20 protein-coding genes are annotated in these 23,101 nt (G+C 34.0%); all 20 read right to left on the reverse strand.

Translation table 11 applies throughout. From position 1 onward, the window contains the following. Positions 1-56: 56 nt before the first annotated feature. The 20 genes from ACHZAX_RS11110 to ACHZAX_RS11205 all read right to left on the reverse strand — a co-directional run bounded on the left by ACHZAX_RS11110 (position 57) and on the right by ACHZAX_RS11205 (position 21,436). Positions 57-893, reverse strand: a complete 837-nt coding sequence (locus ACHZAX_RS11110; RefSeq protein WP_101311727.1) for a DUF5694 domain-containing protein — start codon at positions 891-893, stop codon at positions 57-59. A 347-nt stretch (positions 894-1,240) separates the two neighbouring features. Continuing rightward, a complete protein-coding gene (locus ACHZAX_RS11115; protein WP_320019165.1) occupies positions 1,241-3,955 on the reverse strand; it encodes a PAS domain-containing hybrid sensor histidine kinase/response regulator in 2,715 nt (904 codons plus the stop codon). A gap of 844 nt (positions 3,956-4,799) precedes the next feature. Further along, entirely contained in the window at positions 4,800-5,267 is a 468-nt protein-coding gene (locus ACHZAX_RS11120; RefSeq protein ID WP_320019166.1) for a cupin domain-containing protein, read from the reverse strand. A 7-nt stretch (positions 5,268-5,274) separates the two neighbouring features. After that, entirely contained in the window at positions 5,275-6,327 is a 1,053-nt protein-coding gene (locus ACHZAX_RS11125; protein WP_320019167.1) for an alpha/beta hydrolase, read from the reverse strand. Between the two features lie 12 nt (positions 6,328-6,339). Next, positions 6,340-6,897, reverse strand: coding sequence for a DapH/DapD/GlmU-related protein (locus ACHZAX_RS11130; protein ID WP_320019168.1), 558 nt, complete (start codon positions 6,895-6,897; stop codon positions 6,340-6,342). 4 nt (positions 6,898-6,901) lie between these two features. After that, positions 6,902-8,050, reverse strand: a complete 1,149-nt coding sequence (locus ACHZAX_RS11135; protein ID WP_320019169.1) for an iron-containing alcohol dehydrogenase — start codon at positions 8,048-8,050, stop codon at positions 6,902-6,904. Between the two features lie 94 nt (positions 8,051-8,144). Beyond that, positions 8,145-9,014: a helix-turn-helix domain-containing protein gene (locus ACHZAX_RS11140; protein ID WP_320019170.1), complete on the reverse strand. Its 870-nt coding sequence runs from the start codon at positions 9,012-9,014 to the stop codon at positions 8,145-8,147. Positions 9,015-9,215: 201 nt separating this feature from the next. Beyond that, positions 9,216-9,806, reverse strand: coding sequence for an HD domain-containing protein (locus tag ACHZAX_RS11145; RefSeq protein ID WP_320019171.1), 591 nt, complete (start codon positions 9,804-9,806; stop codon positions 9,216-9,218). A gap of 126 nt (positions 9,807-9,932) precedes the next feature. Continuing rightward, a complete protein-coding gene (locus ACHZAX_RS11150; RefSeq protein ID WP_320019172.1) occupies positions 9,933-10,499 on the reverse strand; it encodes a YdeI/OmpD-associated family protein in 567 nt (188 codons plus the stop codon). Positions 10,500-11,152: 653 nt separating this feature from the next. Then, positions 11,153-12,052, reverse strand: coding sequence for a thiopeptide-type bacteriocin biosynthesis protein (locus ACHZAX_RS11155; protein ID WP_320019173.1), 900 nt, complete (start codon positions 12,050-12,052; stop codon positions 11,153-11,155). A gap of 8 nt (positions 12,053-12,060) precedes the next feature. Then, entirely contained in the window at positions 12,061-14,157 is a 2,097-nt protein-coding gene (locus tag ACHZAX_RS11160; protein ID WP_320019174.1) for a lantibiotic dehydratase family protein, read from the reverse strand. An 83-nt stretch (positions 14,158-14,240) separates the two neighbouring features. Further along, positions 14,241-14,603, reverse strand: a complete 363-nt coding sequence (locus ACHZAX_RS11165; protein ID WP_320019175.1) for a hypothetical protein — start codon at positions 14,601-14,603, stop codon at positions 14,241-14,243. A 1-nt stretch (position 14,604) separates the two neighbouring features. Then, complete coding sequence (locus tag ACHZAX_RS11170) at positions 14,605-15,483, reverse strand: alpha/beta hydrolase family protein (protein ID WP_320019176.1); 879 nt, start codon at positions 15,481-15,483, stop codon at positions 14,605-14,607. A gap of 139 nt (positions 15,484-15,622) precedes the next feature. Then, positions 15,623-15,826: a class I lanthipeptide gene (locus ACHZAX_RS11175; RefSeq protein ID WP_320019177.1), complete on the reverse strand. Its 204-nt coding sequence runs from the start codon at positions 15,824-15,826 to the stop codon at positions 15,623-15,625. Beyond that, complete coding sequence (locus tag ACHZAX_RS11180) at positions 15,807-16,220, reverse strand: helix-turn-helix domain-containing protein (RefSeq protein ID WP_320019178.1); 414 nt, start codon at positions 16,218-16,220, stop codon at positions 15,807-15,809. Before ACHZAX_RS11180 ends, ACHZAX_RS11175 begins: the two co-directional genes overlap by 20 nt. Before the next feature lie 896 nt (positions 16,221-17,116). Continuing rightward, positions 17,117-17,893 carry a hypothetical protein gene (locus tag ACHZAX_RS11185; protein ID WP_320019179.1) on the reverse strand — a complete coding sequence of 259 codons (777 nt, stop codon included), beginning with the start codon at positions 17,891-17,893 and terminating at the stop codon, positions 17,117-17,119. 190 nt (positions 17,894-18,083) lie between these two features. Beyond that, positions 18,084-18,740 (reverse strand): hypothetical protein, encoded by a 657-nt coding sequence (locus tag ACHZAX_RS11190; protein ID WP_320019180.1) that lies wholly within the window; start codon positions 18,738-18,740, stop codon positions 18,084-18,086. Positions 18,741-18,749: 9 nt separating this feature from the next. Further along, entirely contained in the window at positions 18,750-19,094 is a 345-nt protein-coding gene (locus tag ACHZAX_RS11195) for a hypothetical protein (protein WP_320019181.1), read from the reverse strand. A 373-nt stretch (positions 19,095-19,467) separates the two neighbouring features. Next, complete coding sequence (locus ACHZAX_RS11200; protein WP_320019182.1) at positions 19,468-20,616, reverse strand: IS91 family transposase; 1,149 nt, start codon at positions 20,614-20,616, stop codon at positions 19,468-19,470. Beyond that, a complete protein-coding gene (locus ACHZAX_RS11205) occupies positions 20,609-21,436 on the reverse strand; it encodes a tyrosine-type recombinase/integrase (RefSeq protein ID WP_320019183.1) in 828 nt (275 codons plus the stop codon). Before ACHZAX_RS11205 ends, ACHZAX_RS11200 begins: the two co-directional genes overlap by 8 nt. Positions 21,437-23,101 lie beyond the last annotated feature (1,665 nt).

Genomic DNA, 23,101 nt, shown 5'->3' on the forward strand with positions numbered 1-23,101 from the left:
AAAAATTAGGTCTAAATGACTTGTTTTTCACCTTAGTTCTTTGCTAGCTGTAGTTTTCATTCCAAATATTTTTCTGTGTCAACAATTTTTATTGTCGGGTGTACTTCCAAATAATTCTTTAGTGCTTTTATATGTCCAACTCCAATTAAAACTAAAACACGTTTGGGCTTAGTTTTCAGAATATCTTGAATTATATTTTGATAAATATTCACATTTCTAATCATATTATTTTGACTCCAAAACACATTCATATTATACTTGTCTATATCTAAAAATGATGTGATATTGGTGTAAAACATTTCGTTTAAATAACTTTTAGAATTTAGTTTGCGATAAACATCAATTAATTCCAAATCAGCCATACTTTTAGTAAAGTCTTTTACTTTTTGAATAATTTCTTTTTCATATTTTGATTGCGGTTCGTCATCGGGGATGTTATTTTGCGAGTAGTAGTTATTCATAGAATCAAACAGTTTTATATATTCTTTTTCCGCAAAAGTTTTTTCTGGTTTAATGTGCCAATCAACACAAGTCGCTCCGTGATTGAGGTTTAATTTCACAGCTAATTTTGTTGCAATTTGAAAAAGTTCATTTTTTATTTTAATATCTGTTCCGTTTTTATATTCGGTAAAAATACTATCCCAAAATACCTGTTGAATAGGTTCGTTTTCTATATAAATTTCATCTGGTTTAAATTTTTCCAATTTATTTAAGACAATATCAATTTCTTTCTGTTTCTTTTTTCCAAGGATATTATCATTTATTACTTTCACGGAATCAGTAGTATTTCCTCCAAAATGGTAAGTTCCCAACAATAAAACTTCTGTTTTTTCTTGTGCTTGCCCGTAAAAACAAAATGTTAATAGAAAAATCGTCAAAAGTATTTTGTTCATATTTCGTTTTTTTCAAATTACAGCTAACAGCAGTTTGTCTAAAAACCAATCAAACTGCTCAATTCGATTTTAAATATAGCGGTTTTATGGATATCTGAAAATTGAAAATCCTTTTATTTGGAAATAGAATTGAGGTTCTTATTTGAGGCACTTTTAACTCTAACTGTCCCCACTGCCCCACGATTTTATCATCTGCTTACTACATCAACACAATCACGCACAGGAAACACACCCAGGCGCTGGGTGGTGAGAGAGCTTTTTCCGCTAAGCTAATAACCTAGTGGCTGGCTACCAGATCACATCCACACACTGCATTTTCAACAGATTAATTGTTAATCTATATGGATTCATTTCGCAAAATACGATTGAACTAATGATAATAATATATTTGGATTGATGGGTTTTGAAATATAATTGTTACAACCTGAGCCTATGGCTTTTTCCTTATCTCCTTCAAGGGCAAAAGCCGTTTGGGCAATAATAATTACTTCTTTATTAAACTCCCTTATTTCCCGGGCAGCTTCATAGCCGTTCATGTCAGGTATTTGAATATCCATTAACACCAAATCAATGTCAGGATTAATGAGGCAGGTTTCAACGGCATGTCTTCCCGTGTTTACCTTCAGTATTTCCCTGCTAAATTTCTCCAGCTCTATCGAAATTAACATTTCAGAGGCCTTATCGTCTTCGGCAATTAATACTTTTAATCCCAAATTTTCAGGAATTACATTCTTTTCTTCGGCAGCAGGATGAACAACAGCAGTGATTTTGACTTTTTTATCTATATCAATATTACAGGGAAGTGTAAAAAAGAAAGTTGAGCCCTTGGATTCTTCGCTATCTACCCAGATTTTACCACCCAACATTTCTACGTAAGCCTTTGAAATGGCTAATCCTAATCCTGCTCCTTGCCGTGCCATTTTATCGGCAATATCAGCTTGAATAAAACGTTCAAAAATGATTTCAACCTTTTCTTTTGGAATTCCTATCCCTGTATCCTTTACATAGAATTCCATTTTTTCTCCTTTTACTGCATATCCAAACTCTACCGTTCCCTTGTCGGTATATTTTATGGCATTTTTAACCAGGTTTGAAAGTACCCCATAGAACTTTTCACTATCAGTGACTGTAATAGATTTATATTCAGGTAATTCACAAACAAAGGAGAGTTTGAGTTTTTTATGATAGGCATCGAGTTTTAAAGAATCGTAAACAAATTGCAACTGGTTGTTTATGTTTGTTTCGGAAAGGTGAATGTCAATTATTCCTGATTCTATTTTGGAAATATTAATAATGTCGTTTAATATGTTGAGCATGCGCTCACCACTTTCCTCGATAATTCGAATGTACTCTTTTTGTTTCTCACCAGATAATTCCGGCTCTTTAAGCAGGCCGGCGAAGCCTAAAATACCGTTCATAGGTGTACGGATTTCATGACTCATATTGGCCAGGAAGGCTGATTTTAACCGGTCGCTTTCTTCGGCTTTTTCTTTGGCTTTTAGTAATTCAGACTCTGCTTTCTTTCGGTCAGTAATATCTAACCCAACCCCTACAATACCAGCCCGGTTATCAGACATTGACATAGGATTAACTATGCTCAAATAGTGTACTTCGTTAACATCTAATTCAAAAATAGCAGACTCACCTGACAACGCTTTATTTATTGCTTCTATTGTTTTGGGAGAGTCTTTGTATAAATCAAAAACAGATTGCCCAACTACCTGATTGGGCAACAAGCCCAGACCTTTAAGACCTGCCCCAATGGAAAGATTGAAGATGCCATCTTTGTCTATCAAATAAAATACAATTGGCAGATTGTCAACAGCAGCACTAATTAAAGCTTCGTTCCTGATTAATTCCTGTTGTGCTTTTTTACGCTGGGTAATATCCCTGCCAATTCCTAATACACCCATAAATGTTCCATCATTCTCGTATATAGGTGTTTTTATTGTTTCTAATATTTCCTTATGTCCATCGGCAAAAGTCAATTCTTCCTCATTTATGCTTGGTTTACCTGCAACAGCGGCTTCGTTATCCTTTTGCCTGAAAAAGTCGGCCAATTCTTTGTTCACGAAGTGATAATCAGTTTTTCCTACAATTTCTTTTTCTGCAGCTCCATATAATTGCTCAAACCGATGATTGCATTGCAAATAAACTCCATGTGGATCCTTTACCCAAACAAGATCGGGGAGAGTATCGATTAGTGCCCGTAAACGACTTTTACTTATTTTAAGTTCTTCTTCAGTCTGTTTAAAGTCAGTAATATCCTTTCTTATGCCAACCATACGTTTAATTCTGCCTTGGTTGTCTTTTTCAATAATATGACCTATAACCTGGAGCCATCGGTAACTTCCATCAGCGTGTAATATCCGGGCTTCATAAATATAACGATCTTCTTTATAAGCCAACACATCCTTTATTTTAGCCCGAACATATTCCCTGTCATCGGGATGTATTCTGGCAAGCCAAACCCTTCGGTCCGATGGTTCGGCTACCGGCTCATATCCAAGCATCGTATAATATATGGGCGAGGCATACCAAATATCATTTTTTACATCCCAATCCCAATTTCCAATCTCTGTAGCTTCCAGAGTTACACGGAAGCGTTCCTCTCCAATATACAATGCTTCTTCAACCAATTTGCGATCCGTAAAATCAATAAGTGTTCCGCTAATGGCAGGCTTTCCTTTATAGGATATTAAATTTCCAAGAGCTTTTATCCATACTATACTTCCGTCTTTCTTTACTCCACGAAACTCATACTCCATCGATTTTGATTCTTTGGAAATTAGTTTTCTAATATTTTCTTTCACAATATTTTTATCACTTCCGAAAGCAAAAGATACAGGGCTTCTTTTTTCCACAATATCCTTGTATGAGTATCCGAAAATCTCACAGAATTTTTTATTACCGTATCTAAAATAATCATCCTGAATGATATATACTCCAACAAGTGAATGTTCTACTATTTCACGATATTTTACTTCGGAATCCAAACAGGGCTGGTCTTTCTTCTTTTTGAAAAGAAAGTGTAGGTTTCGCAATGAATTGAAATTAACCATATTTCGATTTTTTTAGTTATCTCCTATACCCCTGAAGTTCAATGCGCAATAAAAATAACGAAAATAGGATAGCTTTAATTTTTTTTACTGAAAGTAAAATTTATTTAAAATATTCAAATAAATATTAATTAGTTATCCCATAATTCGCATAGTATATCGTCTAATTGTAAAAATCTATCAATAGAGCAAGTGCAGTTAGATATTTGTTTTTATGTTTCCAGTCAAATTAGCTGCATCATATTGTTGTTTGGTCAAATCCATTTTTGATTCTTACTGTCGAATTATTTGCAACCTCTCAGCAGTGGCTATAACGTCAGTTTATCTAAAAACTTATCAATCTGCTCAACTCAATTTTAAATATAGCTGTTTTATGGATACATAAAAATTGAAAATCCTTTTATTTGGAAATAGAATTGAGGTTCTTGTTTGGGACACTTTTAACTCTAACTGTCCCCACTACCCCACAATTTTATCATCTGCTTACTACATCACCACAATCACGCCTGGGAAACACATCCAGGCATTCTATACAGAAAACCAACGAAATAAACTCTCCGCAGACCTGTAATTCAATTTTAATTACTAAAACTTATTGTTTTGATTACTTACCACCCAATAAAAATGTGCGGCAGTGGGATTCAATGTTCAGAAGTAAAAAACTCCTGCATTACAGTTCTAGGCTTAAGCCTGAAACTGTAATGCAGGAGCAGAAAAAAGAATCTTTGACAGTAAAGAACAGGAAGAAGATTCTAATAACTTTGTTTAATCGCAGATAGATTAAAAAACAATACGACGATCAAAAATTAAGTAATAATCTGTCAAGTTATTTCAAGACAAGATATAATTATTTTCTGCACAACTCATATTCCTCATCTGTCACCTTTTCGTACCAAATAACACCTCCTTTACTTAGTTGGGTACTCACACCTAAATGTGCAAATTCCAATTTTGGTGCTGCACCATGCCAATGCACAATATTTGGCTTTATTTCAACCACATGGCCGGCCTTTAAATGCTGAACAGGCTTTCCTTTTTCCTGATAGCAACCTTCACCCGATGTACAATACAATATTTGGCCACCCGGATGTGAATGCCAATAGGTTCGGCTTCCCGGAGCAAATGTTACATTGTAACTCATGGCATCAAAGTTTGCACCATCCACAGTCAGCATCTGTACATGGGTTTCGCCTGTGAAATTCTCTGTTGCTTTTTGTCCTTTCGGAAATATTATATTTTCGTTCATAGTATTGTTTTTTGTATTACACGACATTAAAGTTAATGCCACACCAACCGCTATTAATTGCCATTTCATTGCCAAACTATTTTAAATTCTCTTTAAAAAATGTCTCTAACTTTTCAAATGGTATGATATCTACCTTGTCATACAAATCCACATGAACGGCATTCGGAATAATCATTAATTCTTTGGGTTCATTCGCTGCTTTGTACGCGTCTTCGCTGAAATAACGCGAGTGTGCGTTTTCTCCAGCAATTATCAAAACCGGACGAGGCGAAATTTCACTGATGTATGTAAGCAAAGGCATGTTCATAAATGAAATTGAATTAGTTGCTGTCCATGCGCCATTTGAATTGATGGAACGTTCGTGAAAACCTCTTTTCGTTTTGTAATAATCGTAATATTCTTTTACAAATTGGGGTGAGTCTTCGTTGGTCTGTCCCAATCCATTTTCGGGGTATTTTGGTGTTCCGTTCTCTGCATCAACCCAGCGTTGTGCGCTCAATTGTTCTAACATTTGTGTGCGTTGCTCAAGTGTCATACTATCAAAATAGCCTTTTGATGTAACACGAGACATATCATACATACTTAGAACAGCAACAGCTTTTACACGCTTATCCACTGCCGTTGCATTTAGAGCAAAACCGCCAAAACCACAAATACCGATGATGCCAAGTTTATTTCGGTCAACTTTTTTGTGTAAGCCAAGAAAATCTATTGCAGCGCTGAAATCTTCGGTATTGATGTCAGGCGATGCCACATTTCTTGGTTCGCCACTACTTTCGCCCGTGTATGAAGGGTCGAATGCCAAAGCTATAAAACCGCGTTCTGCCATTTGGTTGGCGTACAATCCCGACGATTGTTCTTTTACTGCTCCAAAAGGCCCGCTAATGGCAATGGCGGCTAACGTTTCTTCGCCTACATTTTTGGGAATGTATAAATCTCCCGTAAGGGTAATACCATATCGGTTTTTGAATGTAACCTTTTCACGGGTAACTTTATTGCTTAATTCAAAAGTATAGTGTTCTGTATTGTTCATTGTTTCATGCTCTTTCGTTTGCACATCTGTTTTTGTATTACAAGCTTGCCCTATAAACATTAGGACTGTACCCGCCAATATAATTGCTCTTTTCATTTTATTTCAGTTTTAAATTGTTTTAATAATTTTTGCAGGAATTCCTCCTACCACCGTATTATCAGGCACATCTTTCGAAACTACCGCACCCGCTGCCACTACCGCATTTTCACCAATAGTAACCCCTTGTAATATTGTGGCGCTTGCACCAATCCATGCATTTTGTTTGATGTGAATAGCTTGTGGCACAAGCGAATGTCTTTCTTGGGGCGAAATGGGATGCCCTTCCGAAAGCAAGCTGACTTTTGGCCCAATCAGTACATTATCCTCTATGGTGATACCCCCTAAATCAAGGAAAACACAATCAAAATTGATGAACACATTTCTACCGATTTTGGTAAACTTACCGTAGTTGATGTGCAAAGGCGTAAAGATTGCTACACTTTCATCAATTTCTGATGCAGTGATTTGACTCAACAAACCCCTTACTTCAGAAGGGTCAGAAGTGCTGTTCATCTGTAACAGCAGTTTTTTCGTGCTGTAAGATGCCTCACGCATTTTATAGGCCTGTGGGTCGCTGGGTGAAATGATTTCGCCTGCTTGCAATCGTTTAAAAATATCGCTTGCCATCAGATTACTTTGCTTTTTCAAGAACTGACAATACCATCTCTTTCGTATAATACTCACTACCCAACCAAAACTTTGCAATAGCCATTAACTTTTCTACAAGCACAGGAATATCTCCTTCAGGTATGTTACCTTCTTTTAACGTTACCGGCGTACCTATTTTCTGATACCAGTTAATCAAAGCTTCAATTCCTGAATCGGCACTTTTCAAGCCAAAAACTTTATCTGCAAAACGTTCAAAACGCTCAGGTAGAAATTGTTTTTGATATTTCATCCATGCCGGAACAATAATAGATAATCCTGCGCCATGCGGAATGTTGTATTCTGCCGAAAGGGTGTGTTCTAAAAAGTGGGTATCGTATCGGTTTCCTTCGATACCGGTAAATGTGCTTTGGTTCAATGCCTGCGTTGCTGCCCATGCAAACTCACCTCTTGCATTATAATCATCGGGATTGTCAAGTAAAACTTCGGTTGTACGAATTACGGTAGTAAGGATATTTTCGGTATGCGCTGCGATAAACTCCGGTAAATAAGAAGCTGAGAAATACATATCCAAACTGTGTGCAAAAATATCGGAAGCTGAATATGCGAGATAATCGGAAGTTACCGTAGCCTGTAATTCAGGATTAATCACCGAAACCGTTGGGAATGTAGTTAAACCACCCATACCCAGTTTTTCTTTCGTTTTTTCATTAGTAACTACGCCACTTGGATTCATTTCGCTACCCGTTGCAGCTAAAGTGATGATATCGAAAATCTTAAGCGCTTTAGTAACCGATGCTTTTCCTATAAATAAATCCCAGGCATCGCCTTCATACAATGTTCCGGCAGCAATGGCTTTTGTTGAATCGAGTACAGAACCACCGCCCACGGCTAAAACTGCATCTACTTTGCTTGCTTTTGCCAGTTCAATACCATCATAAACCTTACTCATTACAGGATTGCTCACAATGCCACCCAGTTGCTCATATGCAATACCTTTGTCGGTAAGCGATTTTGCAACCGTATCAAACAGTCCACTTTTTTTGATGCGTTCAGAACCGTAAATGATGAGTACTTTCTTTACACCATATTCAGCGATGTATTGACCTATGTTTTTTTCTTTTCCTGCTCCGAATTCTATTCGTGTCGGATTATAATAACTGAAATTTTTCATTGCATCGTTTTTTAATTACGATACAAAGATAGAATGTCATTAGACGTGCTAAATAATAACAATCAAACCAAAACTTATAAAATTCAAACTTTTCTTACAATCGAAACGAAGTTGGTGTTTTTCCGGTGTGTTTTTTAAAGAAGTTGTTAAAGTAGGTTGGGTATTCAAAACCTAATGCAAAGGCCACTTCCGATATATTCCAATCGGAATGTTGCAAGATAGCTTTTGCTTCGCCGGCAATTCGTTCTGAAATATGAATGCTGGTTGGTTTCCCCGTTACTTCCTTTATTGTTCTGTTCAGATAATTAACATGAACCGCCAGGTAATCGGCATAATCTTTTGCGCTTTTCATTTGCAATGGCCTATCCGGACTTTCAATGGGAAATTGTCGCTCCAATAACTCTAAAAACACAGAAGTTAGACGTGAAGCTGCATTTTTATCCTGATTGTATTTTTCGGAAGGCCTCAGTTTTATTGACTCATGCAAAATCAGGTTGATGTAATTGCGAATCAAGTCGTCTTTAAATTGATAATCTGACTGTTGCTCTTCAATCATTTTGCCAAAAATCTGGTTCAGAAAATCACGTTGTTTCGTATCAATTTCAAGTATTGGCGTGCCGCTTAGTTTAAACAATGGCGATTGTTGCAAACTCTCGGAACGGTTATGTGGGTCGAGAAAATCCTCAGAAAAAAGGCATGTGTAACCCACATAGGTGCTCGATAAGGTTTCCCATGAATAAGGAATATGCGGATTTCCAAAAAACAAAATTGTCCCATCAGCTTCAAATGTCCGGTCAGCATAATGAATTTTGCTTTTACCTGTAGTCAGACAAATTTTATAGAATTCCTTTCGGCTGTATATTTTTGTTGCATTTCCATCTTCCTCTATTTGAAATGCATTAAATCCTTTCAGTTTGAGTTCTGAATTAAAATCAGAAACCGACCTTCTTATTTTTTCTTTCATGCGGCGAAGTTAAGAAAATCAAACCATTCCAGCAATAAGACGTTTTTTAAAGCTCTTAATTTCAACGAAGCTGGTGCGCTGGCAATAAAACAACTCTTTTGCAAACATTGGTTTGTGGAGTTTGCAAATGTGCTGTTTTGTGCGGTGGGGGCTCAATTGGTTGTGCAACGGTTACTTTTGTTAACAGCTGATTTATATAAACTATTTTTTCAGAACTCCATTTTTTACGCTTTCGTTTATGAGTCCCTCAGCAAATCCCCAAATTGACTTAGAGCCTTCTTTTATAAGCTTCTTTTTGTCGTAAACACTTTCATATTTAACATTAAATTCAGACCAAGTCCCACCATTGTTAGAGGTGTTTTGTAATAGTGGCTCAAATCTATCCATTGCCCTTGCAAATTTGGCTTCATTGGTTTCGCCTTCTTCAAATTCCACCCAAATCGCCATAAACTCTTGTGCTTGTTTAGTGGGCAGCATCCCAAAAATTCTTTTCGCCGCTTTCAGTTCTTCTTTTGTGTTAGAGTGATTCTTAACAGAATCATAAATAAAGGTATCTCCAGCATCTATTTCAACAATATCATGGATCAAAACCATTTTTAATACTTTCAATACGTCTATTTGCTCATTTGCATACTCCGACAGAACAATAGTCATCATAGCCAGATGCCAACTATGCTCAGCGTCATTTTCATGTCTGTCGCTATTGAATAGTTTTGTTTTTCGTTGGATGTATTTGATCTTATCAATTTCTTTAATGAATTCGACTTGCTTAAGTAGGTTATCAATTTTCATAATTATTTGATGTCTTCTATTTTGTGAACGTTAAATTGTATAAGCAGTGGCATATTTGCAGGCTGCTTTCCAATCAAACCGCTATTCAGTTTGAGCTCTGTCGTGCATTACTTGTTATTGTGTAGGTTAATAGTATTTGTCAATACCTCCAAAGCCTGAAATAAGTTTGTTGTCCTGTGTTTTTTGAATAAAATTTGTCAGTCGTTTGGTAAATTCTTCAGGCCGCTTTCTTGCACTATCAATGTATGCAATTCGTATTCGTTTGTAGCAGTCTGAAAAATCTCTAAAGTTTTCCCAAGCTGTTTTGTCTTTTTTTATTTCATCTAAAATATCCAAAGGAAAAACATACTCTTTTGAAATAATTTCCTGAACCGTTTTAAGAAAGGAATGATGAATCAGATTTTTTTCAGCCAACCATTTCAGCCGTTCTTTATTGGGCTGTGAATAACTGCTCTTTGATTGTCTGGGAGTAAACCGCTGAATTGTGTGGTCTTTGTCAAGGGTTTTATTTGTACTGTCAATCCAACCAAAACAGAGAGCTTCTTCAACCGCATCATTGTATTGAATGCGTTGTTCACCGGTTGACTTTTTAGCGTAAACCAACCAAACTTCGTTCTCTATGTTGAAATTTTGCTGAAGCCAATTTCTCCATTCAGTCCTTGTTTTTATGTGTAGTATCTTGTCTGCTTTCAAGTTGCTGATTTATTTCATTTACAAAGTTATTCAAAATTTCACTCAATTCTTTCGGTTTACTTATCAAGGGCAAATGTCCACTATCGAGTGTTACTGCTTTTTGTGTGTTTAAATTTCTTATCATTTTGCCTTGTAACTGCACAGTTGACGCTCGTCTTCAGTCAGTTTTATATTCAGCGTTTTTGTGGATATCTGAGAATTCTTTTATTTGAAAATAGAATAGAGGCTTTTGTTTGGGGAACTTTTAACGACTAAAACTTATTGTTTTTATTACTTACCACCCGATAAAATTGCGCGGCAGCGGAATCAAATTTTCAGAACAACTATTACTCAGGAAAGGTTGCGGAAACGCGGTTATGAATCGATGCTCGACATCTACAAACAAATCACGCCAAATAGACGTGATTCCTTATTCCATAACTTAATCCCGATTTTTCGGGACCGTATACGAGACCCGTACGTACTGTGTGAGAGGTGTATCCCGGCTATTCTAGTCGGGACCATCTACTCGATTGGCAACTGGGCTTTTTACAAACGAACACCATTTAATACTACAAACAGAATTTATTAGTGTAAAAATAATTATCATGTTATAATTAACAAGAAGTATAAAAACTCACATGACATAATCAAGAACAGTTTGCTTAACAGTGCTATAATAATTGATTAACCTTCACACCCATTCTTGCCAATTTAGAACGATAATGTTGATATAAAATATCATATACCACTAATTCATGAATTCTTTGCTTTGATTTAAACAACCTATTATTTAACATATGCAAATAACTCCACATTAACTCATTTAATGGTTTTTCCAATTTATTATCGTTTTTAATTTTTAATATTTCTTCAATTATTGATTTGTTCATAAATGAACGATATTTTAATAAATCAAATAATGAATATAATTCGTTAGAGTTTTCACGTTCACAATTTAACATATTCTCAATGAACAATTTATTTTTTCGGTATTTATCACTTAATTGCGTTCTTAAATTATGTTCAACATTAAATTCTTTCACGAAACTGTCTCTCATATATGATAACAATTTAAATTTTTCCTCTAATGAATAATTAAAATCATTAATAAATTCATCAATCGAACGTAACCCAATACCCCATCTAATTATCTCACCTGAGTCACCTTCAATCATTGAAAGAATATTTAATGATAGCACACTGTCATTAAAAAACAAACTTTCAGATAAATGAATTGTATTAATTCCATATCTTTCAATTTCTCTTTTGTATGTATCTATCATTACATTCCATACCAAACCAGAAGAAACAAATCGTTGAAGATTTTCATTCATTAATTTTATTAATGTATAAATATAATCTGGTTTTGTTAATAAGAAACGAACCCGTAAATGATTTTCGGGATCACCATATCTTATAAAAAACCATTTCTCTATTATTTCTTTCTCTAACATATCATCAGATACAAATTTAATAACTTCGACTAAAATTTTATCTGATGTTTTATATCCACAATATATTTTATAATAGAGCCACCTGTCTCCGATAAAAAAATCTCGCTTTAAATCCATTGTATTTATTAATTTTCTTCTTTATAAAATGAAAAGACAAACTCATTACAAAAAACTTTCTCTTTTTCATCTTTTACTATACCATTCTTGCTTGAAAATAGAAACTCCTTCAATCTAAAATGCGACTTGTTTTTTATTAAGGATAATAACATCTTAATACTCATAATGTTTTTAAAATCAACATATATCTTGTTGTCGCCTTCAACTAATATCACTTCGTCAGGAAGATTTCTGTGTGTTTTAAACTTTGTGAATTCATCAAATACTTCATTATCATATATCAATTCTAATATATCTTTTATTTCCTCCTTGCTAACTAGCCATGTTGCTGTCGACAAAATTATATTCTTATATACAACTCTGGGGAAATAATCAAATCCTGACAAAAGTGAGCCAAGTGAAAACTTTATACCTTTACGTTTTAGATTAGAAATTTGAATATTAGTTAAGAATTGATATATAGGTAAAGAATTATAGGAGAAATTATGAGCACAACTTAAACGAGGAACTACTTCTTTATTTAATTTTTTTGACCGTAAGACAATTCTATCATTTTTAACTGATACTAATAAATCTTCAATTGGAATTTGATTTTCATATTGAAGGGATGATGAAGCTAAATATGGAATTTCAAATTTTCTAAAATTCGGGCGGATTAGAATATTCCCTACTCTACCTTCTGGCAAATGAACAATTTCAGCATAAATCACATTTTTTTCTTGAGCTTCTTCTTTTTCTATTATTTCCTCAATAAATTTATGTATACTAGTATCAGCATATGCAAAACGCCCCAACAAATTAACAGCACTTGACCCTCCAGTACTATCCATTACTATTTTAAAATCCCCTTCCAAATAAACAACTTCTGTTATCACAGATAGTGTATTTGGCAAATCTTTCCAATTTTCTTCAAAATTCTTAACATCTTCATCAGTTATTTCTATATAAGATTTTTTTTCTTCATTATTTGCAATATACTTCTTCAATAAAAGACTTTGTTTGTCATCCCATTCAATATTACGTGAAATATTTGTCCTTTTAAATACAGGCATTGATAAATCATCAACTAATGGAGTATTATCATTGGCAGAACCATAATTATTTTGCAAAAAACCAATACCCGCTTCGGTATCTAGTGCCAGAAATAAAGATATTTCTCTATCTCCATACCTCTTGCAGAAAGAATCTTTAAACTTATCTAAATTTGTTTCACTTGGATGAACAGTAAGTTTATTTATAATTGACAAACCCATTTTCACCTCATTTACGAGCTTTTGGTCTATTGTGTTTTTCTTTGTTTGAAATATAGTGTCAGTTTGAAGAAAATCCTTCCCGTTAAATTCAAAAGGAATTTCTTTCATTTTATTTGAAATTATTGAATAATAATCAACACCAGTACCTATAGGCATTTTATCTATCTCAACAATTAGATTACTAATATCAATTAATATATCTTTCAATTTTTCATTGAAAGATATATTTTTAATTTTTTCAATTAACGAGTTAAACAATTCTTCTCCAGTAAGAATTGGAGCAATTGAAGATGTAAGAACCTGATTATCTATCAATTGATTAATGTATGTATTGGCTTGTTCAAAACTAATGTCATCAGAGGTTAGCTCATTAATAAGTTCATTTATTGTAGCACCATACTTTGCTTTATTTAAAACGTTTTGTATATAAATATTATACTGCGATCCTGTTATTTGATGTTTTCTTTTGCCATCTTGAATATAAAATTCCACAAATCTTATTTTATCATCAAGAACGTATAAACTATTATTTGTAAAATAAGTTAGCTGGCATCTAATTTCTGGTATTTTTTCCAAATATTGAATTAATGAACATACAAAATCCATATCTAAACGTGAATGCGGATGGTGTTTTGATTTATCCGACAAAATCACATTACTTTCATCAGATATATCTCCAACACATAAACCTGCAAATAGGCCATAAGGAGTACATCTCATGCACGAACGCGTATAATATTTTAACATTGAATAATATAAGCGTTCTTCATCTTTTTTATTTTTTAATTCATTATTACTCCACTTTAGATAGGTATTATACAAGGAAGGTGAAGCCAAAGCAATTGACTGCATTAGTTCATTATGTTTGCCAAAAAAACTCAAATCAATTTTAATGTTTTTTATTCCTTCAAGAGGATTTATTGGTGCTCTTAAAATTATTGTAATTCATCTTTTTCTTTGAATATCTTGAATACTAAAATAGAAGTCAAATAACCTAATATAATTGCAATTATATCTAATATATCAAATGTGCGATCAGTCCAATATTGTTCCATTTCATATATTAATAAACCCAAAACAACAAATCCCATGGTTTTAATATGTTGTTTTTTTACTATAATCAAAGGAAGCATGCATAATCCTGTTGTGGCAAAAAAACTGGGCAAACAATTAAGCAAATCACTTATTATATCCATTTGGAAAAGTGAACATTGACTAAATCTCAATATTTTTATTAATACACCAAAAATAACTGACAATAAAAATATTATTATGTGATACTTAGATTTATTTAACATGCTATTTTCTTTTATTTTTTTCTAACCATTCAAATATTGTTGTTGCAAGTGCTATTCTTTTATCAGAAAATGAATGGTCACTAGATTCAATAAGATGACAACTATTGTGATTTTGCATTTCACAATCATTCTGGAAATTAACATTATCTGTATTATTACTAAAAATGTGTATGATTGGAAGTTGATATTTATTTAAAACATTTTTTAAATCCAAATCGGCATCGTTTAAAATATCAGAAACAAATTTTTCTATGGATGCGATTTTTATACATGGACGTTGTTTTAACTCATTTATATATGAAGCCAAGTCTTTTTCATTTTTATGCTTAAGTGTTGAGTATCCATTCCAAGGATCTATAGAAATAACACCTCTAAAATCTTTATCATTGAAACCACCAAATATTGCAATATCAGCTCCCATACTAAAACCCAACAAATAAATTTGTTCTGGGTCAACCATATATTGTTTTGAATTATCAATAATAAACTTCTTTATAGAAAGAACATCATTGAGGCTTTTCTTATAACTAAAATCTCCCTCATTTCCCCATGTACCTGAATATGAAAAAAAGACAGTATTATACCCACCTCTTCTTAACATTTGTCCCAAATCCTCATTTTTCTCAAAGCCTGGGTTTCCATGTAGAAAAATTATTGTTGGTTTTAATTCGTTGCCATGAGCCATTAATATTCTTCCTGCTAACATATTGCTATCAGAATAAAAGATAAATGGCTTACTTTGCGGTGTTTTTCCAAAACGACTAACGGATTGATCAGTATTTAATATTTTATTAATACCATTATCAACCGTTCTATTTTTACTACACCCATAAAAGATGTAAATAAAAAGCAACAACAAATAGATATATTTTTTCTCCATAGTTTACGAATTATTTCTTGTTAATAGTATTATCAAGATATAAATTGAATGATAATTAATGCAGTAAAAAAACGAAAAAGAGAACCTTTAATGAGTTGTATTACAAACATACATCATCAAAGATTCTCAGTTAAGTTAGCTACGACATACCTCCTGTAGTTCCTTCCGCTATACATACATCAGAAAAATGCTCTATAATTACATCGACAAGTTTGCCAGTAAGATAACCTGTTAGAGCCCAGCAAAAATTAGAAGAGCCTCCTTTTACATTGTTAAGTTCTTCAACATTTAATTTTGAAAATGTTTCCTTTTGGAAACTTAATTCAAAGCTTTTGTTTTTCATTATCATAAAAATTTACACCAACTTTATTATTAGGTGTTGGAAAACCCGAAAAACTAATTATTGGTTTTTCGGTACAAACATAATCTGCTTCAATGTCATTATATGACAACGCAAATATTTTTTCCAAAAAACCTCCCTTAATCTTGTGAAGTTCTGACTTATCAATAGGATCAAACTTAATAAGTAGTTTACCGGGGTATTCGTAACTATAACTACGATAATCTTTATTAAATATTATTGGACATCCTATCTCCTTTAAATCTTTTATAGTTCTACTTATTGTACTTTTGGATGCACCAAATTTTTCCGCTAACTCTTCAAGATTACCAGTTGCTTTTAATCTAATTAATTGATCTAATCTTTCTAATTTTTCTTTGTCATCAATAAAACTCATATCTGTGTATTTTTCTTGCCTTGTTGCCAACGTTTGATGGGTCGAGTAGGCAAAGGGAGTCTCACCCTAAGCCTCTCACAGAACCGTGCTTGATAGTCTCCCACCATACGGCTCTTGTCGTATATAAATCGAATTACAAGTTAAATAGAAAAATTCAGTTTCCAATGATAAAACAAATAGGGAAACTGTATTTTTATCCGTTTAAGCCAAGCATAAACACGGCAGATACTCGTTTTGTAACATTTGTACTTTCGTCGCATAACATACTTTGCGACTTTTGACAGAATATTGCCACTTCCCGACACCTCTTCAGTGGTTCACTGGATGTTTAGCCTGAGCTTGACGAAGGGTTCATCTCTTCTATTAATACCTGCTATACTCTTGGTATAGATTTTACTCACAAAAATTAACACGGGTGTTCGTGATTGCTTCGCAATTCCTAAACGCTCAATACCATGGCTCTTTACCACAGCACCTTTAAGTGGTTTAGTTCGTAAATTGTTTATTTCAAAAGCACTCATGATTTACGCTTCGCTTCAATTGATGCCCCTTCCTGTAAAACGACATCGGTGGGTCAAGCTTACAATTGCTTTCCACCATCTCAAATAAAGCATGCTGCACGGTTTTATGCCAATGTGCAGCTTCTTGGCACACTATGAGTAGTGGCAGGTTGCGTGGTAATTTCCTGTCAAACCGCTACGCTGTTTGAGCGGGATACAAACCTTGATATTTAGCACTTTGCCTGCCATTACTTATACAAAATGTTGGCAAACGTTTTTTTTATTCTTACCTTTGAATACAGTTTGACTTAAATGAAATTAAAAATACAGGTCAGGTCAGACCAATGATATTGTTAAGTCTTTGACTTGCATGTTTGTCGGCGGTGCCTGATCTTTTTATTGTTTAAAATATTTATTCTTATTTTTTACAAAATTCAAATACTCTGTGAATAAACTTTTTTGAATCTTAGTATTACTTTTTTCACTTAACTTATTCAAATAAATTTCTCTCTTTCTAACTATTTTGTATTTAGGATCATAATGTTCGATTAAGCACGCTACAATTATTCCGAAAACTAAAAACCTTTGTCTTATCACTTTATCCGAACTGCTATTGAGTTTATCTTCTAAAAGTTTAATCCATTTATTTAAGTTCGAATCTTTCTTTTGTGTCTCATTGGCAAATGTAGATAAACTCATTATTTTAAAAGTTCCACCAGAGTCTTCAATGAGAGTTTCTCCAATAATTCTTTGTATAGATCTATCTAAAAGTCTAAATTCCCTTGATTCGTATGTTTCAATAAAACGCAACAACTGTTTTCCTTTTTTTATTCGTGCTAAGGAATAGTATTGACTACTCATTCTGATATATTCTATTTGAGCCCAAAACTGCGAAAAAAGATAACAAACATATAATCGATTTTGGCTAACATCTGATGCAATTGAATTATTCTCATTTATAAAAGTTGAAAAATCCTCTTTTGCAAGAGATATAATCTTACCAAATAGCTCATCTGATGCTTTTAACATAGGGTCAAGATTGTCGTAAAGATTTTTCTTAGCCTTATAATAATTATCTAAAAACCTCTTAAGTTCAGGATATATAAATTTGAAACCTTCCCATAGCACTCCGCCTGTTATTGCTGCTATAATACTTTTAATCAAGTCATCCATATTCCTTAATATTATTGAAAACTCTCAGGCTTCCAATTAGTTGTTAAATGTTTGCCAACGTTAAGTATATGAAAAGTAGGCGACTCAGTCGCACTTTCCTATCAAGTTACACAAAAGTTGAAGCGGGCTACAATCCTTGAACTTACTGCTATCTCGGCTATTATTTTTATACATTGTTACCAGCTTTTTGTTAAGCTCTATTTCGAGTAATAAAATCCTGAATTCCTGCAATTAATAAATCTACTTGCTCTTTAGTATATTCTTCATAATTGCCATGAGCAGCCTTATTTCTCAAATCTAACCATGCAGTAATATTCTTCTGATCTAAAAGCCCATAAACGTCTGACTTTGTTAAGTCTGCATTTAGTTTATTAGCTTTTATTGGCCTATCATCTTTTTCAACTTCTATTGAATTCTTTAAAGCCAATTTTCTTAAATGACTTTCTAATGTCGAACCAGCAAGAACAGCAGATGAATCTTTGTATCCACTATTATTTAAATGTCTTGCCATATCTAAGAAATCTGAAAATATTTCCGAATGAACAATTTCAACCAAACTTTGAATGTAACCAAGTTCTAAGTCTTCCTTTAAAGCTTGTGTAATACCAATAATGGATGAAGTATGTTTGTGAATACTTGGCAAGGCTTCTAGTATTCTTTCAATTTCTTTACTATAAGTAGAATTTACGCCTGTAACTCGATGAATTGAAGCTATTGCCCTAGTTACCAAACTTTGTCTATCTGCTTTCGGTAAATCACTTAAATCATCATATTGTGAATTTTGAACCATCAATTTGTGAGATGCAATAATTGCTTCTAATTGAGCTATATATAGTTTAATATCCATAAAATGTAATTACCAAGGTAAGTTTACTTCAATCGGTGTTCTATCTGGAAACCGTTCTCCAACTAATGGGTTTAATGTATCTGCAAGATATTTCTCAACACCCTCCATCTGATTCCCATTAACTTGAGCCCAAGTAACCATCAAGTTATTGTAAGCTAATATTTCAGGATTTTCACGATGTTCTTTTAATCTATTTTGAATAATTCCACTGCCAATTCTAACAGTTTTATCTCCAGACCAGATAATATACACTCCTTTTAATTCACTAAAAACTTCATGATCTAAATTTAGATTTAGTAATCCACACCAAGAATTGTTTGGATTGCATTTTCCCCAATTTATGTTTATTGCCATAATTATTTTATTAAAGATTTATAATTTTATTCTCAGTTGTCTATGTCTTTTTTTAATTGCTGGTAACGTAAAAGTGTTTTATCCTTTCGTTTTTTAAAATTAACAAAACATTATTTAGAACACTGATTTTTACTTCTCAGAATAGTTCCAAATAAAGGATAAAACATAGTTGGACAATGCCGCCGGAGCTATGGGTATTTAATTGTTTTGTTTTTTCGCAAGAGGTTTCGGACCTTCTGTTTGCTGTGTAAGTTAGGAAACCAGAGTGTTTCATAAGGATTTTTTGCTTTGAATAATGCATAGTTTACCCTTTTAGCTAATGCTATTAAATTTACTTTTTAAAATTCAAAGAACTTTTTGATCACCCAATCGATCAGGTTTCTGGTTTTGGCAAAGCTCTGCATAAAATTCTGCCTTTTTTACATTTTGGGCAATGGCTTACGTCTTTCCCTGTGAGTAAAGAGTAAACTTCAATGGCTGATAATCCTTCGTATTCCGGGATTGGCACACAGGTTTCCATAAGAGCAGCAATCTGCTCTTTTTTGGTTTTGGAATTTGCCGATGAAAGGATTCCGTAATACCTGATTTTGTAAAAGTTGTGGGGCAGAACATGAAGCATAAACCTTCGGATAAATTCCATGGTGTTGAGCTGCATTGTTTTTGAAACAAGTCTTTTTCTGTCTTTATACCTGAAGTAAACTTTTCCATTTTCAACACTTGTAATTCGGGAATTGCTGATTGCCACCCTATTGGTATATCCACCCAGATATTTTACAACTGCCTGAATTCCTGCCATTGGTTTTTCAATATTCACATTCCAGCTTGTTTTATAGAGAACATTCTTAATCCTGTTCCATTGAAAATGCTCAGGAATATTAAGCTGTTTTTGTTCTATCGCCTGATTTATACTCTGGCACAGTATGCCCCGAAACAAACTGCTGATTACCTTTTTGGGAGCTAAGAAGTTGTTCTTACATGGCACCCATTCCATCTGATCATCAGATAATCCACCTGAAGGGATGATCATATGAATGTGCGGATGCTGATTCAGTGTTTGTGTCCAGGTATGCAGAACAGCAACAGCTCCAGTCTGAGCTCCTAAAAATTTTGGATTGCCTGAGGCCTTACTCACAGCCTGCCATGCAGCTTGAAATAGTGCATCATACAATTTCTTTTGGTTCAGATAAACCAGCCCGTTCAACTGATGTGGAATGGTCAGCACCAAATGAAAGTGTTTGCAATCCAGTAGCTTTGATTGTAATTTATCTACCCACTTTGCCTGTTTGGTAAACTGGCACTTGGGACAATGTTTGTTTCTGCACGAGTTGTAGGCCTGCCTCTGATAATTGCAGGAATTACAGCAGCAGCTGTGCCCGCCCAGTTCACTTGTTCTGCATGCGCAGATATCCCGGAAAGCCTTTCTTTGCTGCTCAAACAGGTTGTAAGTGTTTAAGTATTGCCTGTTCTCCCTTAAAATAGCTGCCAGCTCGTACCGGGTTCTTCTATTTTCGATTTTATCCATGAGTTTCGTTTGTTTTGATTTCCAGTAAATCAGGTACAGGTATTGAGCAGGTATCGGCAACATGCAGGTAAATGGAAGTTGTTTTCATGGCATTATGCCCTAAGATCAACTGCAGCTGTTTCAGGTTTATCCCCTGTTCCAACATGTGAGTGGCAAAACTGTGCCGAAGAGTATGGGGAGTGACTCTTTTGTTTACTTTACTCTTTAGAGCCGCTTTACGCAGAATATTACGAAATGAGGTAGGTGAGTACTGCATATCAGGCCTGTAACCTTCAAATAAAAACCTGGCAGGCCTGTACTTTTTATAGTATTTCCGCAGAATGTTGAGAAGTGAGTTTTTTATGGGGATTTGTCTCTGTTTGCCGCCTTTTCCTTGACGTACGATGATAACACTCCTGGCTGAATCGATATCTTCAATCTTGAGCCCTAAAATTTCATTCCTTCTCATTCCTGTCGCGTAAGCCAATGCGATTAAAGCATGGTGCTTAACATTGGAAATAGATGATAATAAGGCTGAAACCTGAGATGGAGAGAGTACTTCCGGTATTTTTTTCTTACTTCTGGGGCGCTTTACCTTAAAGTCCGTCCATTCATGCCTTAGAATATCACATTGCAGAATGCGCCATGCACCTATGGCTTGGTTGATTGTAGAATTGGAAATCTTATCTGCAGCAATTCTTTCCGACAAATAATCTTTAAACTGCTCAAGGCTGAGCAAATCCGGGGATAAGTGATAATGTAAACTAAGGCGTGTTAGGCTGGAGATGTAACTGCTGATGGTTCGTGGACTGTAATTGCGAATCTGCATCTCCGCAATCATCCGTTCTCTAAGACTTTTTTTTCATGACTAAATTTTTAATGAATAAATATTCAATCAAGTTACGAGCTTATTTCTTAACTACCGCCATAGGCGGTTTTTGTTCAACTCCTAAATAAAGCAATGGGCTTTATTTCGTTTATATTTTTTAAAAAAAATGTATTTACCGACCCATATCGGGCAGTAACGTACACATATTATTTTTTAATCTTAATTTGCCGGTTTTATCCATCTTTCCGAAAACACAGGCAGTAAGGCCTATTTTAATTGAACTCATTTTTCAATAGTCTGAATAGATGTTTAGGCCTAAAATACATCCTAAATTAGTTTCCAGTAAGAATATGGTTCTTACACCTCCAAACAGCAACACAAGTTTGTAATTATTTATAATTACTAGAAACCGAATGTAGCCATCTTTTTTTAATTGTAACAGACAATCATAAAAAAAAGGTTTACACTATTTTGTATTTTGATGTTTCAGGGAAATTCCATCAGAAACGATCCATTGCATTTTAATCTGGCTCTCAGGAAACTTTCAAATGACATGTTGGGAGTTTCAAATGACATGTTGGGAGTTTCAAAATGCATTTTGCGATTTGTCCTTGACAAAAATGGGCACAATTTGGCTCATTTGAAACACCAAAAATGCCAAAATTAACTTCTAAAACGTCTTTTGCAAATTGCAACGGGTCATTTGAAACTCCCAACGGGTCATTTGCAAATTGCTGCATGATACAATTTGTTCGAAAAATTACTTACACGCCATAATTTTCACAAAAACAAAATTTACAGCAAACAGGCAATAAACACAGGCATTTCAAATCAAACACTACACGCATAATAACTAACAAAACAAATTAAATACAGCAAAACGTCATTTTTTTAGTCTTTTGCTGAAAGCATAGATAACAACCTGTTTATTAAATGGTAACAATTCAAAATAAAAGCGGTTATTTTTTGCACTTCGCCCTGTTTAGGTTTTTTGGAAACTTAACCATATATTATTTTGCTTTTTGGTTTATAAAAAAACATTCAAAATTCAGTAGCAAACACTCTGTCAATACAATAAATTTTCATCCTGCAAGTCCAGTATTTTGGGGATGTTAAGTAGTCTGCACAAAAAAAATCATAAAAAATATATTTATACAAAAAAATCTTTCCTAGCTTTAGTTCAGGATCCTGAAGAATATGTTTAATCATAAAAAATTAGCAGCATGGTACAGATAATCATTTAAAAAAATATGGAATACAATGAGACTGGTTTTGCCCGAAAAAAGAGACAATTTTTTGGCCAAAGTGCCTCAGTTGAGATGAAAAAAACTGTGTTTTAGCAATAAAAAACGGGCTTTGCAATTTCAATTCACCTTAAGCCTCTCACAGCAAGCATTTCACCATTTTTCGCCTCCTCATTTGTTTTTTGTTTCGCGTTCGAATCTTATTTAACTTTAGTTGATCATATTATCAATCAAAAGCAACAGAACCCACACCGAAAGATTTACGGGAACAATTGGCTTCGCTTTATCCTTAATATGGGAACAGATTGCCGAAAGTGTTTGGGGAGTCGTTAGGCAGATAGGTGCTCTTTTTTAAGCTTACTATTCTAAAAGTTAAAAAACTCAACAATCAAAAAAATAAAATTCGTAATAAATTCAATTTCGATTTGGAATA

It is taken from the genome of Labilibaculum manganireducens, from assembly GCF_963665805.2.
Classification (GTDB): domain Bacteria; phylum Bacteroidota; class Bacteroidia; order Bacteroidales; family Marinifilaceae; genus Labilibaculum; species Labilibaculum manganireducens.